The sequence below is a fragment of the Paraburkholderia dioscoreae genome, from assembly GCF_902459535.1.
Classification (GTDB): domain Bacteria; phylum Pseudomonadota; class Gammaproteobacteria; order Burkholderiales; family Burkholderiaceae; genus Paraburkholderia; species Paraburkholderia dioscoreae.
On record NZ_LR699553.1, the window covers coordinates 2,807,635 to 2,823,726 of the forward strand.

14 protein-coding genes are annotated in these 16,092 nt (G+C 57.2%); 11 read left to right on the plus strand and 3 right to left on the minus strand.

Features of this window, described 5'->3' with window-relative positions; genetic code table 11:
- Window positions 1-43: 43 nt before the first annotated feature.
- A complete protein-coding gene (locus tag PDMSB3_RS12645) occupies window positions 44-310 on the minus strand; it encodes a hypothetical protein (protein ID WP_165186456.1) in 267 nt (88 codons plus the stop codon).
- Window positions 311-390: 80 nt separating this feature from the next.
- Window positions 391-912, minus strand: a complete 522-nt coding sequence (locus PDMSB3_RS12650) for a hypothetical protein (RefSeq protein ID WP_165186458.1) — start codon at window positions 910-912, stop codon at window positions 391-393.
- Between PDMSB3_RS12650 and PDMSB3_RS37860 the strand changes: the two genes are divergently transcribed.
- From PDMSB3_RS37860 to PDMSB3_RS12665, 3 genes are read left to right on the plus strand one after another with little or no spacing between them, the layout of a single operon-like run.
- A complete protein-coding gene (locus PDMSB3_RS37860; RefSeq protein ID WP_232064188.1) occupies window positions 911-1,582 on the plus strand; it encodes a hypothetical protein in 672 nt (223 codons plus the stop codon). The genes PDMSB3_RS12650 and PDMSB3_RS37860 overlap by 2 nt on opposite strands.
- Window positions 1,579-2,031, plus strand: a complete 453-nt coding sequence (locus PDMSB3_RS12660) for a hypothetical protein (RefSeq protein WP_407670537.1) — start codon at window positions 1,579-1,581, stop codon at window positions 2,029-2,031. The genes PDMSB3_RS37860 and PDMSB3_RS12660 overlap by 4 nt, the downstream gene beginning before the upstream one ends.
- Window positions 2,024-2,332 (plus strand): helix-turn-helix transcriptional regulator, encoded by a 309-nt coding sequence (locus tag PDMSB3_RS12665; protein ID WP_165186463.1) that lies wholly within the window; start codon window positions 2,024-2,026, stop codon window positions 2,330-2,332. Before PDMSB3_RS12660 ends, PDMSB3_RS12665 begins: the two co-directional genes overlap by 8 nt.
- On the opposite strand, the gene PDMSB3_RS12670 is transcribed toward PDMSB3_RS12665, so the two are convergent.
- The gene (locus PDMSB3_RS12670) at window positions 2,286-3,560 is read right to left on the minus strand and encodes a tyrosine-type recombinase/integrase (protein WP_165186465.1); all 1,275 of its coding nucleotides are present in this window, start codon (window positions 3,558-3,560) and stop codon (window positions 2,286-2,288) included. The two genes, PDMSB3_RS12665 and PDMSB3_RS12670, sit on opposite strands and share 47 nt — an antisense overlap.
- 728 nt (window positions 3,561-4,288) lie before the next feature.
- On the opposite strand from PDMSB3_RS12670, the gene PDMSB3_RS12675 reads away from it, so the two are divergent.
- The 8 genes from PDMSB3_RS12675 to PDMSB3_RS12710 all read left to right on the plus strand — a co-directional run bounded on the left by PDMSB3_RS12675 (window position 4,289) and on the right by PDMSB3_RS12710 (window position 16,081).
- The gene (locus tag PDMSB3_RS12675; RefSeq protein ID WP_165186468.1) at window positions 4,289-5,275 is read left to right on the plus strand and encodes a DUF4365 domain-containing protein; all 987 of its coding nucleotides are present in this window, start codon (window positions 4,289-4,291) and stop codon (window positions 5,273-5,275) included.
- A 193-nt stretch (window positions 5,276-5,468) separates the two neighbouring features.
- A complete protein-coding gene (locus PDMSB3_RS37865; protein ID WP_232064189.1) occupies window positions 5,469-6,164 on the plus strand; it encodes a hypothetical protein in 696 nt (231 codons plus the stop codon).
- Entirely contained in the window at window positions 6,161-8,653 is a 2,493-nt protein-coding gene (locus PDMSB3_RS12685; protein ID WP_165186470.1) for an Hsp70 family protein, read from the plus strand. Before PDMSB3_RS37865 ends, PDMSB3_RS12685 begins: the two co-directional genes overlap by 4 nt.
- A 3-nt stretch (window positions 8,654-8,656) precedes the next feature.
- A complete protein-coding gene (locus tag PDMSB3_RS12690; protein ID WP_165186472.1) occupies window positions 8,657-10,093 on the plus strand; it encodes an ATP-binding protein in 1,437 nt (478 codons plus the stop codon).
- 432 nt (window positions 10,094-10,525) lie between these two features.
- Window positions 10,526-10,969 (plus strand): hypothetical protein, encoded by a 444-nt coding sequence (locus PDMSB3_RS12695; protein WP_165186475.1) that lies wholly within the window; start codon window positions 10,526-10,528, stop codon window positions 10,967-10,969.
- A 26-nt stretch (window positions 10,970-10,995) separates the two neighbouring features.
- A complete protein-coding gene (locus tag PDMSB3_RS12700) occupies window positions 10,996-12,678 on the plus strand; it encodes a hypothetical protein (protein ID WP_165186477.1) in 1,683 nt (560 codons plus the stop codon).
- Between the two features lie 20 nt (window positions 12,679-12,698).
- Window positions 12,699-14,519 carry an ATP-binding protein gene (locus PDMSB3_RS12705; protein ID WP_165186480.1) on the plus strand — a complete coding sequence of 607 codons (1,821 nt, stop codon included), beginning with the start codon at window positions 12,699-12,701 and terminating at the stop codon, window positions 14,517-14,519.
- A gap of 569 nt (window positions 14,520-15,088) precedes the next feature.
- Window positions 15,089-16,081, plus strand: a complete 993-nt coding sequence (locus PDMSB3_RS12710) for a DUF4365 domain-containing protein (RefSeq protein WP_165186482.1) — start codon at window positions 15,089-15,091, stop codon at window positions 16,079-16,081.
- The last annotated feature ends 11 nt before the right edge of the window (window positions 16,082-16,092 follow it).

The window sequence follows — 16,092 nt, forward strand, 5'->3', positions numbered from 1 at the left end:
ACACAAGAGCTTAGTCTGGCTGCAAAGAGCTAGAGTAAAAACGTCAGCCGTTATTCACAAAGCCGCCGCCGTCCAATTTTGTTTCATCGCGTTGCATGCGGTCGAGCGCCCACTTGCCGGCTTCGGACATAGCCTCGTCTCGTGTCTCAAATTCGGCCAGTATCCGGTGCTTGACAGAAGGGGTGATTTCTTTCGCGTGATCGGCCTTTCTCTCGAAAAAGACAAAAGCCTCCCATTTGCCGTTTTCCAACGGCGACGCGAAAGCCCAAGCGAAGTAGCCATTTTCTTCGAAGAAAACATTATCGGCCACGATGGTCTCCGATTTGGTCGTGTTCGAACAATCCTAGCATGACCCACAAGCCCACCCGAACAAATTGCGTCAACACCGGCTTATTCGTTCGAGTCAATGACCAGCTTGATCGTCCGGTTTTTAATCGACGCGATCTGCTCGTCGATAGCATGAATGTAGGAACCGTACCCGTTGATGACCCCGCTCACCCTAGCGCGTTCTACAACAACTCTGCGGATGTTCGTACACGCGAGATCAATGCCGAGAAGAGCCATAGCGGCGTGCGTCGGCAGACCGTACAAAGGTATCTGACGAATCTGCGCGATGTGTTCATCGATTCTTTGCTCAAGCGTGTGGCTACTGACAGCACTGAAATGCTGTTTGCCGACAGCTTCGCGTGCTTCGTCGAGCGTCAAGACGAGAGTTTCGACTACAAGCCGAGCCACTCGAATTACGTCTTGCATTTCCCTCTTTGTTTGAATATCCGAACGCCTATCGGCTTCGGCCTGCTTCATCGCTTCAAAGTGTCGCTGGACAAAGACGACTCCGAACGCACCAAAAACTGCAAGCATGGCGGCTATCGCTTGTGCCAACGAAAGGTAGTCGCCGTGGTGCCAAGACATGGGTGAACTCTCCATTTTATTTTCTGGCGCGATGGTACGTGCACCGCTTGACGGCAGCAAGGCAAAGGCACTTCCGAAAAAAGTTGGGCTAATGAAACTCTCCGTTCACCAGCATCCATATCCGACGGCTCGGCACGTTGGCGCGAATTCGCACAAATACGCCGCGGTATCGCGAGCAAATGTAGTGCTTCTCTACACACTAGCCGTTCACGTTGCCCTCGTCGTTGAGCGTCATGGCTTACTGCGGATCGGAGCTGGCCGGCGGTCCATAGAGGTGCGCGCACGGTGCGCAAGGTTGAATCCAGACGCCCGTGCTCGACTAACTTGGCCCTTTTGGGCCATTAAATACGCGTCACTTGCCGCAATGGATATGCTCGATGATCTCGCGCATGCCGCGATGAGTACACGGCCGCCCTGGCGCAACCGCCTCGATAAGAGCATTGATCTCGGTGACGCTGAACGCCGGGTTGAGAATCGCCGGGTGCAGACTCTCCAAGTGTCCCGTGTGAAGGCTCTTTCCGCTTTTTTCATTGAAGCAAATCTGTTGCACCCCGTTTCGATTCGCTTCAACGCGCAACCCACGCTCACGCGCGGCGCGCAAAACTGCGTCGACGAAACCACTCTTGTTCATGGAGCTCTGCCTCCTAGCTTTTCGAGGATCGTAGCATGAAGGAAAGTCTCTTTCTTTTTAGCGGCGCAACGTTGCGAGCACTACCGGATCTGGCCCTCCCACTCAAGGCCGAATATTTCGACGATATTGTCGCCGGCCGCAAGCCCGAGGAGTTCCGTCTAGCTACCGATTATTGGCGCAAGCGTCTCGTCGGTCGCGAATACGGCCGCATCGTGCTGATGCGCGGCTACCCGAAACGCGATGACCACGAGCGCCGGCTGATTCGACCGTGGCGTGGCCTTGTGATGCGGACGATCACGCACCCGCATTTCGGGCCCGAGCCGGTTGAAGTGTTCGCGATTGCCGTAGGCGATACGAAAAAAACCCCGCACGAGGGGGGGCGCCAAGGCCGCGCGGGGAAGCGCGTAGCCGAGAGAGATTTCGATAATCGGAGGTCGGCAGCAATGCGCCTATCGGACGACTCCGAGAAAGAGGTGTCAAATGGCTGACACGAGAAAGACCGCCTTGGTCAAACCACTCTATCTCGATCTTGAAACGGTGTGCGCGATCGTCTCACTGGCTCCTGCAACTGTTCAACTGCTCGTCCGTCAAGATCATTTCCCTAAGCCGCGGCTGCTATCCGGGCGTCGAGTGGGTTGGCTGCTTCGTGAAATAGAGGAATGGGCAGAACAGCGGCCGGTTTCCGACCTGCTTCCCCCAGCGAACACCGGTACCCGTAGAAAAAAGTCGGTTGCTGCAACGATTAGCGACCTCCCGCCAGTTGCTCAAGCCTCTCCGACACCCTCGTAAGCCAGACCCGACGTTCCGCATCGTAGGCGTGCCGGTTGTACACGCCCTTAATGCCCTCCTGCATGTGGCCGATCACGGCTTCGCCCACTTCGTCAGGGCAGCCCATCGATGCCAGCATCGTTCGTATCGTGCGGCGAAGATCGTGTGGCGCCCAGACCGTTACCGGCAGCCGCGGGCGCACCATCTCCGGCCTGGTCCTAGAATAGGGCTGATGGTAGTGCACCGCTGTCTGCACCACCTTTTGCTCAATGTGAGCCGCCGATCCGTTCGCAGGTGGGAATAAATAACCTTTGCCGTAAACACTCAGCCGACGTCGCACGACCACTTCGGCGCGGCCGATCAGCGGCACGCGCAAATCGGTGGCATCTTCGTGCCGCTCGTTCTTTGTCTTCTCCTTCGGGATCGTCCACCACCACCCGTCGCTTTCCTCGGTGACCTCGCGGCCTTCCATGCTCACGATCTCCGCGCCACGCGTCGCGGTCCAGAGGTATAGCGTCAATACGTCACAGACGCTTCGGCTAAAGTTCGGCAGCCATGGAATCAGGACTGTCAGCTCAGCATCTGTCAGCGTTCGCTTCTTCCCGACCCGCTTGCCCCCGATTGACTTGCCCTTGCTTTTCAGTTTGCCGCGCATGATCAGGCGCCACCAATTTGGCACGTCTTGCGACAGACGTCCGGCGTCATGAGCATATTCCCAAGCCGCCCCCAGTTCGGCACGCAGCTTCGCAGCCTGAACCGGAATATGGGCGTGCGACTCAAGAAGGTCGAACGCTTGGGCGCGAGTCAGCCCGTCGGCAGCCGCGTCGGCTAGCGGGCCGAGCATCGTGCGGAACATTCGTGCGATCTCCTTCGCACCCTTCGTTTTGCGGTTGCGCTCGACGTGCCCCTCAAGGTAGTCACGGCACAGGATTCCCACCGTGTATTTCGACGTCTGCGGTACCATATCGCCGTTCGGGGCTTTACTCGATTGCCGTGACTTGGCAACGGGCTCTTGCCCCTCGTTACGCGCCTCACGAAGCTTTTCCCAAGCGACGGTTGCAGTTGCTGGCGACATCGCCGGCCACTCCCCGATTTTGGTTTGCTTCATGCGACCGTCGACGGGTGACTTATAGCGATAGGTCCAGCTCTTCGTTGTCTTCGTGGCCACCAAGCGTAAGCCGGGGCAATCAGCGACGGTGAGGTGTTGATCGGGCTGAAGTTGCTTAGCCGCACGGGCATCAAAATGCATGAGAGTCGGCGTAGGTTTTGCCGGAAAAACGCGAAGATGCACCGGCGTAGGTCGGATGGGCTTTAATGTCCAGAAACCTACGCTAACCGCTCAAGTTTTGCAATGTGCTGTCATGCACAGCCATGCCTAGACAGAAACGTGCAAAAAGGCCCTTCGCCCAGCTGGATAAAGGATAGATGGAAGAAACACGCGCAAAACCAGACGTACAAGGCATCGACATCAGTAGTCACACCCCGATGATGCAGCATTAGAGGCGTTAGCGGTCCTAACCTTTGTCCAGCTTGGTTCGCGAACCCCAAAAACGTCACTGAGCTACAGCTGGACTACACCACCTCGGCGTTACCTGGCGTGCAAAAGCGCTCTCTTTACCCGTTTCGACCGCCCAAGGCCACGCAGAGCGCCTTTGTCTCGGAAATTTGTAGCCCAGTTCCGACCGGACTACGCCCCTTTGATTCGCTTGTAGTTCGGCACATACTGGGCTACACGGCATTGCGCCCCCAGAAATACCTACGCATCAAGGACTGATGGGTAGTAGGTATCTGCACATCAAGGCGTTCTGTTGCCCGGGCAGCTTTTCCACGGCCGCGCGGATGACCGCGCGGCCTTGTGGCGGGAGCGTGGGGAGTCGATTAAGATCCATCGATTGAGCGCGCGGCATTTAGACCTCGGCTCACCCGATAATCAACTCGGCCCGCGGACTCTCTGACGCCGAAAATGCGCGTGAAAATATGAATGACGATTCAATGTTGCCCAAACTATCCGACGGCTCCAATTCGGGAGACCTGGCGCGTCCGAGACGGCCGGATAGCCACATAACCGGCGAAGAAGCCCAACGAGTGTTTGAAGATCGGCGGTCGCGCAATTGGATTGTGCGCCCCGTTGGGCCGCCGGATTATGGGATCGATTTGGATATCGAGTGGACCGAACACGGCAATGTGATGGGGGCGCATGCCGGAATCCAATTGAAAGGGACCGACTCAATTCCCTGGAATAGCGGACAATCTTTCGCTTACTCGAAAATCGAGCCGTCGACGAACAACTATTTTCTTGATTATGACTTGCCGGTGTTTTTAATTCTGTCGGATGTTTCCGATTTCCGCGCTTATTTTTGTCCCGCCAAAGAATACATCCGCGCAAATTACGAACGCGCTCTTTCAAATCAGTCGATTTCGTATCGATTTTTCAAAGAGCAAGAAGTCGGAGAAAGCAACGGCATCTCCTTTGCATTGGCGTTTTTAAAAGAACGGCGCCTGATGGCTCGCGATGTCACATTGCGCGAGCTTCCGCGATTCCAGTCGGCTTTCCACAGTCTGCATTATGATTTTTACCGCCGAGATGGGCACATGGCGGTGGACGATTTGAAGCGCGAGCGGGAGCTGTTGAATTTGGTGCTCGATTGCGATCGATATTCTTCGCTGTTCGAGTTGCAGTTTGTTTTTGGGACGGACAAAGAGCAATTTGAGACGTGGAGAGCAAAAGGCGTTTTCCCCGGAGAAATGCTCGAACGCGATTTTACGGAATGGCTGGATCGAATTGATAATGCGTTTGCGGCTGTCGTCGCGGCGGCTCAAACTCTCGTGGGCACGACGGAAAAGGTCTTTTGGCAGGTCCGACGCCTGGACGTCGCGGACGCCATCTTGGGCCTGAATCCATCGTTGGCTCAAGTCCTCACGCCGGAAGCTCGCCGCTCGCAACGCCGCCCGTCCGCGTTCTGAGCCTCCGCAACTTCGGGCAACCACGGGTGAGCGACCGCACGGCGGCATTGCTCGCGCGACCGCGCCCGAGGCTATCAGGATCGAAAGAGCTCGACGCGATGGTGCACCCGAAGGGCTCTTTGCTGAGCGTCTAGCTCGGCCCGCAGGCGAGCATGGTCGCCGATCAGCGCGCTCGCCTCCCCGGGCGAACTTTTTGGACGCCAAAAGCTCGCCGTCGTCGCTGAAGGTGATGAACCCGCGATCAAACAGGACGTCGACGTGGGCGGCAAGCGGCAACCGCGAAGGGCTCGATCGAATAGGCGGTCGATTGCGGCTGCTAACACATGAAAAGATGTTTGCAACCATTCCCGCGGTATCCAACGCCCTCTCTTCTAAAACAGGTGATTTTGTAGCCTGCGTTTGCGGTCGACAATTAACATGTTCGCAAGTAATATTGCAACACTTTGTAACAAAATTTATGCAAGGCACGCAGCGACTCTTCGCGGCGTCGGCTTTCTGCGGCGGGGGACATATGGACACTGGGGTCGAGGGCGCGACGGTCGATGCATGCCAGCCACTGATCGACATTGCGGTCGAGAGTTGGCGATTCGCAAAAATCTTCGCCAAGGTTCTGACAAAACTGGATGCCGGTGAGGCCGGTAGATATACCAATCAGCTTCGCTACTTCCAAAAGAGGCTCGACGACAGCCTTCAGGCGGCTGGTCTGCGCCTTGTGAATCTTGAGGGCCAAGACTACGACCTTGGAATGGCCGCTTCCGCGCTCAACATCGGCGACTACGGGACGGATGAACAGCTTTACGTCGAACAGATGGTCGAGCCGATCCTCATGGGCGCCAACGGCGTCGTCAAAGCAGGAACAATGCTGCTCGCGAGCAGGAGCCGCACATGAAGCATTACGTTGGAATCGATCTCGGCACCACCAACAGCGCGATCACCACATACGACGCCGAGAACGTACGGCTTTACAAAAGCCCCGAGCAGAACGACGTGACGCCTTCGGCGATCTTTGTGGACAAGCGTGGCAATAGATATTTCGGCCAACGAGCTTACGAAAATGCGGCGCGCAGCCCCGACAACGCGGCAAAGCTTTTTAAACGCCTGATGGGGACAAGCACGCCGATCAACCTGTCGGCGGTTGGACTGGTCATGACGCCCGAAGAATGCTCTGCGGAGATTCTGCGCGTGCTATTCGGCTATCTGCCGGAAGAGATTCGAAACGACCCGGACACGGGAACCGTTATCACGGTGCCGGCGGCGTTCAACCAAATGCAGAAAGATGCGACGATGGCGGCAGCGGAGTCCGCAGGCCTTGGCAAAGTCGCACTAATGCAGGAGCCGGTAGCAGCCGTGATGAGCGTGATGCGCCAACGCAAGTCTGACGGCATCTTCCTCGTTTTTGATTTGGGCGGCGGCACGCTGGATATCGCCATTGCGGAGAGTATCAACGGCCGCGTGAGTCTGCTAGCGCATGGCGGCGTCGCGATGTGCGGCGGACGCGATTTCGACCGCGCGCTCATGGACAACATCGTGAAGCCGTGGTTGATGGAGAACTTCGACCTTCCGGATAATTTTTCTGTAGACAAGCAATACAGCGCGTTACGCCACATGGCGGAGTGGGCAACCGAGCGAGCGAAGATCGAGCTTTCGGCCAGGGACGAGTCGATCATCAGTCTCGACGACAGTGAACTGCGCGTCAGGGACAGATCGGGGGCCGATATCTATTTGGACATTCCCGTCACCCGAGCCGAATACGACGCCCTGATCGCCGACAAACTCGAAGAGGCCATCCAGGCCGCACGGGATACTCTCGACAAGGCAGGACTCACCGCACACGACGTGGGACGTGTAGTGTTCGTTGGCGGACCAACCCAATACAAGCCGCTGCGCGACAAGGTTGCCTTTGAGTTGGGTATCGCCGCATCGACGGATGTCAATCCAATGACTGCCGTGTCGGAGGGTGCTGCTGTTTTCGCGGAATCCATTGATTGGACAAGCCACAGTCGAGGACGCAAGAGCGGACGTGGAGAACTTTCGTCCGGCGGCGGGTTGAACCTCACATTCAACTACGTTGCGCGCACGCCCGACACGAAGGCGCGCATCGTCGCCAAGGCTGCGGGCCAAGTCGTCGCCGGCGCCGCATTCCAGATCGACAGCCTTGACACCGGATGGTCATCTGGAAGAGTCGAGCTCAGGGACGGCGCCAATGTCGAGGTGCCTCTAACCAAGCCCGGCGAGAACGTTTTCAAGGTCTTCATCTTCGATGGAGCTGGAGGGCACATCACACTGCCGCAAGATAAGCTCATCATCTCGCGCACGGCCGCCCAGATCGACGCCATTCCGGCCTCACACTCTATCGGGGTCGAGGCACGCGAGAAGCTTGGCGGGCGCATGATCATGGCGTATATCGTGCGCGAGGGCGATCCTCTTCCGAAGAAGGGAAAAATTACGTTCCGCGCGGACGAGTCGCTACGGGCGGGGGCTCCGGGTTCTATCAAGTTCAAGCTGTTCGAGGGCTCGATCGACGAGCCTCCCACGGACAATCGCTTCATAGGCCTTTTCGAAATACGGGGCTCCGATTTCTCCGAAGGTGTCATCGTCAAAGGAGCAGAGTTGCTCGTCGACTACGAGGCACATGACTCCGGAGCGATTGTGCTCGACGTCACCGTTCCGTCCATCGGCGCCAACTTCAATAGTGGCCGCAATTTCTATTCGCGCCAAGACGGACAGATCGATTACTCCAACGCGGCGAAACTGATCGAGGACGACGCGGAGAATCTGGAATCTCGCATCGACGCCATTGCGAAAAAAGTCAACGATCCTCAACTCGATCGCGCCCGCGCGAAGCTTAGGAGCGCGAAGACCGACGCGGCAAAGGGTGATCCTGAATCCGCAAAGCAGGCCATGGACGACGTGCAGGAGGCGAAAAAACTGTTGGCTCTTACACGCAGAGCAAACTTGCGAGACATTCGAACGGTGGACCTTGAGAGTTGCGTGTCGATGTTCGATGAAATTGTCAGACGGCACGCCCGACCCGCAGAAGAGACGGCGTTCGACAACCTCGCGGCCACCGCACGGCGTGCCATCGCCAGCCCAAGTGGCGACTTCGAATCGCACTTGCGCGAGATGCGTGGGAAAAACTGGGACATTCTCGCCCGCCAGGACTGGTTCGTCATCGACCGGTTCAAGTGGCTAGCGGGCGCTCCTCACCTATTCCACAATGCCAAAGAGCATGAACAGCTCGCCTTGACGGGCCTCGCTGCTCTTGAGAAGAACGACATCGATCAGTTGCGAAACGTCGTTGACCATTTGGACTCGATTCGCATCAGCCTCGGCGGGGACGATCAAATGCTGGCCGGTTCAAACATTCTTGTTGGATAGGCCATGTCGATAGAAGCTTGGCTGCCAATCGGTCACGAATTACATGACGGAACACGTTGTGGAAAGCCCCTCTACGGAGGACACGGCTGGCAGATCGTCACGACCGCTGGTGGCGGCCGAGCGCTTTTGGCCAACGAGGCGCTCCATTCGAAATGGGTTACCTCGCGGATTATTGACGACTCCGCATTGAAACCTCTGTTGTTCGGCTCCGCAACATTCCACGCTCTATCGAGTGCTCCGAGCAAGATGTTGGCCCCGATCAACGAATGCCGATCTCCAAACAACAAAGCTGAGGCTCTGAGCTTCGCTTTGGCGCTAAAAGCCACGCGCGAAACGGATGCCGAATCGCCATTGCAAGATGCGATCTATGTCGAGCCTATCAGCAGGCTGCTGCCCACATACACGATCACGTCACGCGTCGACGACGATGTGCTGCTCGGATTCTGGCTCACGGGGGGAGCGAGGGTATCCGCCAAAGCTGGCAGGCGTTTGTCGCAGATGCTCAGTTGGATGGGTTCGTCGAACCTGACCGAAGTGGTATCGGCGTCCGGGGTGATGACGCTCGCCAAGATGGCGCAGGACGATGCCGAGCAAGCCGATTTGCTCCAAACCGAGATTGCCGACCCAATCCCAAGGTCCAGTGGCGATAGAGGCATCGACTCCGATGCACGGTTCTCTTTGCCTGGACGGCCAATGCTTGAGGAGTTCTTCAACGAGCACATCATCGACATTGTTAGAAACGAGGAGCGATACGCGGCGTTGGGGGTAGGCTTTCCATCGGCGGTGGCTCTGCATGGGCCACCTGGCTGCGGAAAGACTTTCGCGGTCGAGCAGCTCGTGGAGTTCCTAGGGTGGCCGTCTTTCCAGATCGATGCGTCGAGCGTCGCGAGTCCATACATCCACGAGACCAGCAAAAAGATCGCAGAGATCTTCGACAAGGCGATGAGGAGTGCTCCGTCCGTGCTAATCATCGACGAGATGGAGTCTTTCCTTGCCGACCGAGAAGCGGGGTCTGGCGGAAGCCATCATCGCGTTGAGGAGGTCGCAGAGTTTCTGCGGCGAATCCCCGAGGCCGGCAAGAATCATGTCCTTGTCGTAGGCATGACGAACCGGATCGAGATGATCGATTCTGCCATCATGCGGCGTGGTCGCTTCGACCACGTGATCGAAGTCCCCCCCGCCACCGAGGAAGAAGTTTCCGCGCTGCTCGACAAGCTTTTGTCCGATCTTCCGAAGGACTCCGGCGTGGATCAGGCCACTCTCGCGAAACGTCTGGCGGGCAGGCCACTTTCTGACGTCGCTTTCGTCGTTCGCGAAGGCGCCCGACTTTCGGCTCGTGCGGGCAAATTGAAGATTAATCAGGCGTTCCTGCTGTCGGCCTTGGATAGCGCACCGTCGCGCGCAGACCAAGGTCAAAGTCGGCGCATCGGCTTTGTATAAGGTATGGAAATGAGCACAGACGGATCAAAGGACAAAGTGCGCGGGTTCGCAGGCTTGGCGGATTTGGCACCTCCGCCCCCGCCCTCTCCGCCGCCCCCCGCCCCACCGCTCGTCTCGAATGATCAAGGGCGGGAACCGTCGGCACTCAACCCAAAGCCCGGGACGCAGAGCGTTCCTAAGAAAACAAAGAATGCTGGCAAAGAGCTATGGATCATCGGTGTGGTCGCGCTCGCGGCCATTCTTATCTACGGGGCAAACTCGGCGAACAACGTAGGGTCGGCGCCGGCCTCACCCGCGCCCGCTTACCAGCCTCCGGCTTCGCCTCCGCCAGCAGACGCTCCCCCCGCTCCGCCAGCGGAAACCACACCCGTTCCCACCCCGGCTTACTCTCCCGCGCCCGTCGTTGAATCGCTTCCTCCGCAAGGCGCCGGCTTGTTGCTCAACGACTCGCAAATAAGTTACTGCGTCGCGCAAAAAATGCGTTTGGAAACCTGGAGGAGCGTGACACAGGACACAAACAGCGCTGACGTTGACCGGTTCAACGCACAAATCAACGACTATAACTCGCGCTGCTCAAGTTACAGATATCAACAAGGTGCACAAGAACGCGTAGCTGGCGAAATGGAAAACGAGCGTCCTCGCATCGAAAGCATGGCACGCGCAGGCTGGCTCGCAACTACGCCGCCCGCACCGGCGCCAGCCCCGACCTATATTCCCGACTTGTCCAACCACTACGACACTACGGCTCCCGCGTATCCGCCCATCGTTCCAACTCCTTCGCCATCCAGCGACGACAGCGGCAATGGCAATGGCAATGTCGATAACGATGGCAACGGTAACAGCGGCAGCGACGGCGGCGGAAACGGAAACGAATAATCAAGAAAGTCACAACACAGACCATCATGAGCACATCGCCCGACACCAACTGGCAAGACGCAAGCCCCGGATCCTTAAGCGTAACAAGCATGCACGCTAATGCGTTTTGGGTGATCGGAGCAACGACCCGAGACGACCGGCGGAAGATTGTCGAGCTCGCGGAGGCGAGGTCTTTGGAATCAGGGGGCGACGGGGCACAAAAGGCACGTGCGGCACTGACCAATCCCAAAGGCCGTCTCGCGCAAGAAGTATCGTGGCTCCCTGGCGTCGCGCCAAAAAAAGCGTCGCAAGCGGTGGCGTCGGTTGAAGAGCGTGGCTTAGCGGTTGCGTATGACGAAGGCCTTCCACCGCTTGCGCGGGCGAACCTGACGGCAGCAGCATTCGAACTCGCTCAAGACTTGACCCCGCACCAAATGGCCGCGCTTGCAATCAAGCTGGCCGAACTCGTCGAGGCGATCGACCCAGCAACAACACTGCTCGACATCAACGAGGATCGCGCGATCGCCGGATTTCCGGAGGTGCTAGACGAGGCCGCCGTGGAAACCGAACTAGGCGACCGCCGCACCGCTTACAAGTCAGCAATCAAAGGCGCACTTGACCGCATGGAGTCATCACGCTTGGTCGAATCAATGGTGCTGATGGTCCGCCAAGCGACAGACGAAGGCAGGACCCCGGCCCTGCCATTGATCGATCACTTGGTCGACGCCTACGCGCTGGAAGTGGAGCCAATTCTTTCCGCACGCGCCGAGAGAATCGCTTTGGAAATCCAGGGCGCGGTCGACTTCGCTCCGCAAGGAAAAGCCAAAGTCGGCGTCGCGATTAGCTCTATTGAGGAGATGAGCCGTGCCTGGTGCGCGATCGCGAAGCCTGTCCAGTTAAACGCCAAAGCACGCGGCACGACTGATCAATCCAGCTTCGGGTTGGGCGCAAAAATCCGGTCATTGGGAATCACGCTCAACAACGAACACAACATGATTGAATTGGCAGAGCGCACGACCGCTTTGGTGCGGGAGCTGTTTGCCGATCTGCCCGAGCTCGCTGAAATCGCTGGAATCGACGCGGAGAAGCTCCTGGAGATCAAACAAAGTGCGATCGATGCCAAGCGGCAGGACGACGAATGGGCGAACTCCATTACTTTCCGCTCCGAAGTCGGGCTCCTCTTCAAGGACGCACTTTCCATAGGCCCCGAGGGAATCCAGTGGAAGGGGCGGACATACCCGCTTTCTTCGATTACCGCGTTGCGTTGGGGCGGAGTCCGCAAATCAGTCAACGGGATACCGACAGGAACTGACTACAAGATCGGCATTGCCACAGAGAACGGATCGACGCTCATCGAGTTGAAGAAAGAAGCGACCTATACGAAGTTCCTCGACTGCCTATGGCGTGCGGTCTGCGTTCGCCTTATTGTTGAGATGACGCAGGCCCTCAAAGGAGGCAAGGCGCTATCTTTCGGCAGCATCGAGGTAAGTGACACGCATGCACATCTTGTGCGCTCGAAGCTTTTCGGCTTCGGTGACACGGTGAAGCTCGATTGGGGCCATGTCCATATTTGGTCAGCCAACGGGAAAGTCGTCATGGCCTCGCGCGACGACAAGAAAGTGTCCGGCGCCGCTTCATACATCGACCATTGGAATGCGCATATCTTGGAGCACGTTGTGCGCGGTGCCTTCAAAAAGGGCGTCGGCAAACTGAGCGACTACCTGACCTGAAATAATAATCAGCCGCGCGCATGAAAACACCATGGCATGAAATCGTCATGGCGCAAGCTAACGCTTGGCGACCATATTCCCGGCCACGGGTGACAGCGCTGCACGGAGCCGATACCATCGCAGAAGTTTTTCTTTGGCTTTGCCGCGACGAACCACTGCGTGTGTCGTTTCGTTTCTTTGATAAACCGAGAGCCAACATGCCGACTGGAATTAAGCCCCGCGTCAACGAAGCGCGCGAATTTCTCGAGATCGCGAAAGACTTCAAAGACCCCAAGGAGATACTTCGCGAGGCGTTGAGCAATTGTTGGGATGCGGGAGCGTCCAAGGCGACGATCAAATTTTCCTTGCTGCCCTGCCCTGGCTCTAAGCGCAAGAAAATCCGGGTGGAGATCATCGACAACGGCGACGGAATGAGCGCAGACCCGCGCGGAGACGGCAAACCCAGCGAAGTCGAAAGCTTCTTCAATCTTGGAGACTCATACAAACACTATGGCTCGATCGGATCCAAGGGCCATGGCACGAAAATCTACTATAAGAGCCTCGGCATCACCTTGGATTCATGGAAGGATGGCCATCGGGTTCACGCGGAGACAGAAGTTCCTCCATGGGAGGAGCTCCTGAGAGGCAAGGTGCCAACGTATAGATACGAGAAAACGCTGGAGGCGGGACAGGGAACACACATCGTCGTCGACGGTTTTCAAGCAAAGCACAACGAGTTTTCGTCGCTCGACGAATTGATTCCTTACCTGCGGTGGTTCACCGTGCTGGGCTCTTTCGGGCAATATTTCAATAGCCCCCGACGCATGGACGTGGCGCTGAAACCCCTCGAATCGTCCTCGCCGGTCACTTTGCCTTACGGGTTCGAGTTTCCGCCCGAGCAAACAGACCTCGCGCAAGGCGCGGACTCGATCTGCAAATTGTTTGGCCCAAAGCGGATCTTGTGCGGCGTCACGGAAGAGGGAAACGAAGTTTATGTGGACATCATCGGCGCGCTGCTCGGCGAAAACCACCGCGGGATCGTGCCGCACACCTACACGCACATGGGCCTTTGGCTCTGCAAAGACTATATTCGCGTCGAAAGGAGCAATGAGATCCTGGAGGCGGTGTTGAAGGGGCAGTATTACTACCGCTCGCTGCTGATTTTCGCCAATTGCCAGCAATTCGACTTGACGGCGAACCGCAACAACGTTCGCACCGAGCAAGAGTATGACCTCGCGATCGAGGGGATAAAGACGTTTTGCGCCGAGCTCTGGAAAGACGAATTCGTTGAGGCGTTTTTCGCATCGAAGAAAAACGACGAAGAGACCAAGCGGGACGAGGAAAAGGCGCGCGAACACGCCGAACGGCAGGCGAAATGGCAACAAACGAGAAAGGAGCGGCTCAACCTCTACAAGGGCCGCGCCAACCTTCCCACTGCCAGCGTGAAACGCGCCCCTGTCAAGGAACCGAGGAACGAAGCGGAGACCGGGCTGTTGTTGCAGGCGATGATTTCGTCTGGCCATCCAGGCGTCGACTTTGTGATTGGCGAATACAACGCGACGAACGGCGTCGACCTGATCATTGAGCAGACCGACAAGGACATGGACATGCTTAAGTGGGCGGAGCTTGTCTATTCGCTTGATCGGCTGTATCAGTGGCCGCATCCGCCGGAAGGCTATCACTGCATCATTTGTTACCAGCTGGGCGCAGTCAAAGAAGTGCAGGACTTTCTCGATGGGCAAACGGGGAAACTGGTCCCGAAGTCCGTCAAAGGCAAATACACCCTCCTCGTCGGCAGCGACAGCATCGACATTTATGTCTTGAGAGAGTTGTTGATCGCCGCGGCGTCCAAGCCTATGTGATGCAAAAAGCCTGCCCTGCCCGCCGGCAGGCCAGCGCCGTGACGCTTTCGTCGCAGCGCCTCACGACAAGCGTTCCGCCGATGGCGCGCGCCAGCGATCAATGAACGATTGTCGGCTGCAATGTTTCGCTTCTCCGCCGGACCTCGTGGGCATGTTGCTGTCTCACGGCCGGTCGATTGGCGCCGTGCCCGTGTAGGCATCGCGGCTTCCGCTGGCGAGAAGTGCGTCGTGGATTGCGTCGCGATAGAGTGCACCCATCACGTCCCCCATTTCGCGCTTCCGGTCGCGACTGACATTCGCGGACGCCTTCCGGGACAGCCACCGCAGATAGGCCTTCCTGGCTCACCGGACTCCACTCTACGTTCCTTGCACTCTGATCGCCTCATCCCGTTCTCCCCACCCCGCCGTCCGACGCTCGCCGGCAGCCTGACAATGACGCGTTTCGAAGGGGTGACAAGCGGCCAGCGCGCCTCTACCATCGACACGTTGCCCGCCCGGGAAATCACCCAAGAAACGGGGCGAAAATTGGCGGCGAAAATCGCCGCCTGAACCAAACCACGCGCAAAACCATGAGTGAAAAAGAGTTCGAGGGCGAGATGGAAATCAGCAAATCCGGCACGAAGTCGGATTTGCCGCTGCCCAAGCGGCCGGAAAATCATATTGTTGAAAGCGACTCTGAGACGATTTTCCGGAGCGTTCTGGCTCGGGAATGGCTGGTCAAAGATGCGCGCCAACCCGACTACGGCATCGACCTGCAAATCGAGTGGGCCGGTGGAAACGTCATGTCGGCGATGACCGGACTGATCCAATTGAAAGGCACTCATTCAATCCCTTGGAACAACAAAGGTGAGTATTTTCGCTCCGATATTGCAACGAGCACGTCGAATTATTGGCTTCAACAAGACTTGCCCGTTTTTATTGTGCTCGTTGATATATCGGAAAAACGCGCCTTTTACTCCGTCGCCAAAACGCAGATCCGCGAGCAATATGCAAAACTTCGCAACAACAAATCCATCAGCTATAAATTCACGAAGGACCACGCCGAATTTATCGAAGGGCATCAACCCTTCTATGCCGATTTTTTCCACGAGCGGCAGTTGAAAGAACACGAAGCGGCGATTCGTGAGCTTTCGCGATTCCAAACCGATTTCTTCGATTTTCATTTGGCCAATTATCAACACGAAGGCTACATGCAAGTCGACAGCGAAGAAAAAATCCGTTGTTTGTTCGGCTTTCTGGCGGACGCCGAGAAAATGGCCTCGCCACTTCGCACCCGCTTGATGCTCTACACGGACAATCAAAACATTTATTCAATGTGGAAAAACGAGCGTCGTTACCCCGGGACGATGACGCAGTGGGATATGACGCTGTGGCTCGACCAAATCGACGCGACGCTCACCCAGTTGATTCGGCGGGCGAAGGGCATCGTGCTCCAATGGGAAAAGGACTACTGGGCGGTGATCGACACGACGCTCGTCGAACGCGTCGCCAACCTCAAATCGCATTCCGCCCAAGCGAACACGCGGGAAGCCCGTAAGCTCCCCAACCCCTGGCGTCGCTGAGAGCAGCTCTC

Bases quoted from the DNA above. Each gene is read 5' to 3' on its own strand.
- PDMSB3_RS37860 (WP_232064188.1), top strand. From the start codon at position 911: ATGGGTGAACTCTCCATTTTATTTTCTGGCGCGATGGTACGTGCACCG.
- PDMSB3_RS12650 (WP_165186458.1), bottom strand. From the start codon at position 912: ATGTCTTGGCACCACGGCGACTACCTTTCGTTGGCACAAGCGATAGCC.
- PDMSB3_RS12660 (WP_407670537.1), top strand. From the start codon at position 1,579: ATGAAGGAAAGTCTCTTTCTTTTTAGCGGCGCAACGTTGCGAGCACTA.
- PDMSB3_RS12665 (WP_165186463.1), top strand. From the start codon at position 2,024: ATGGCTGACACGAGAAAGACCGCCTTGGTCAAACCACTCTATCTCGAT.
- PDMSB3_RS12670 (WP_165186465.1), bottom strand. From the start codon at position 3,560: ATGCATTTTGATGCCCGTGCGGCTAAGCAACTTCAGCCCGATCAACAC.
- PDMSB3_RS12675 (WP_165186468.1), top strand. From the start codon at position 4,289: ATGAATGACGATTCAATGTTGCCCAAACTATCCGACGGCTCCAATTCG.
- PDMSB3_RS12685 (WP_165186470.1), top strand. From the start codon at position 6,161: ATGAAGCATTACGTTGGAATCGATCTCGGCACCACCAACAGCGCGATC.
- PDMSB3_RS12690 (WP_165186472.1), top strand. From the start codon at position 8,657: ATGTCGATAGAAGCTTGGCTGCCAATCGGTCACGAATTACATGACGGA.
- PDMSB3_RS12700 (WP_165186477.1), top strand. From the start codon at position 10,996: ATGAGCACATCGCCCGACACCAACTGGCAAGACGCAAGCCCCGGATCC.
- PDMSB3_RS12705 (WP_165186480.1), top strand. From the start codon at position 12,699: ATGAAAACACCATGGCATGAAATCGTCATGGCGCAAGCTAACGCTTGG.
- PDMSB3_RS12710 (WP_165186482.1), top strand. From the start codon at position 15,089: ATGAGTGAAAAAGAGTTCGAGGGCGAGATGGAAATCAGCAAATCCGGC.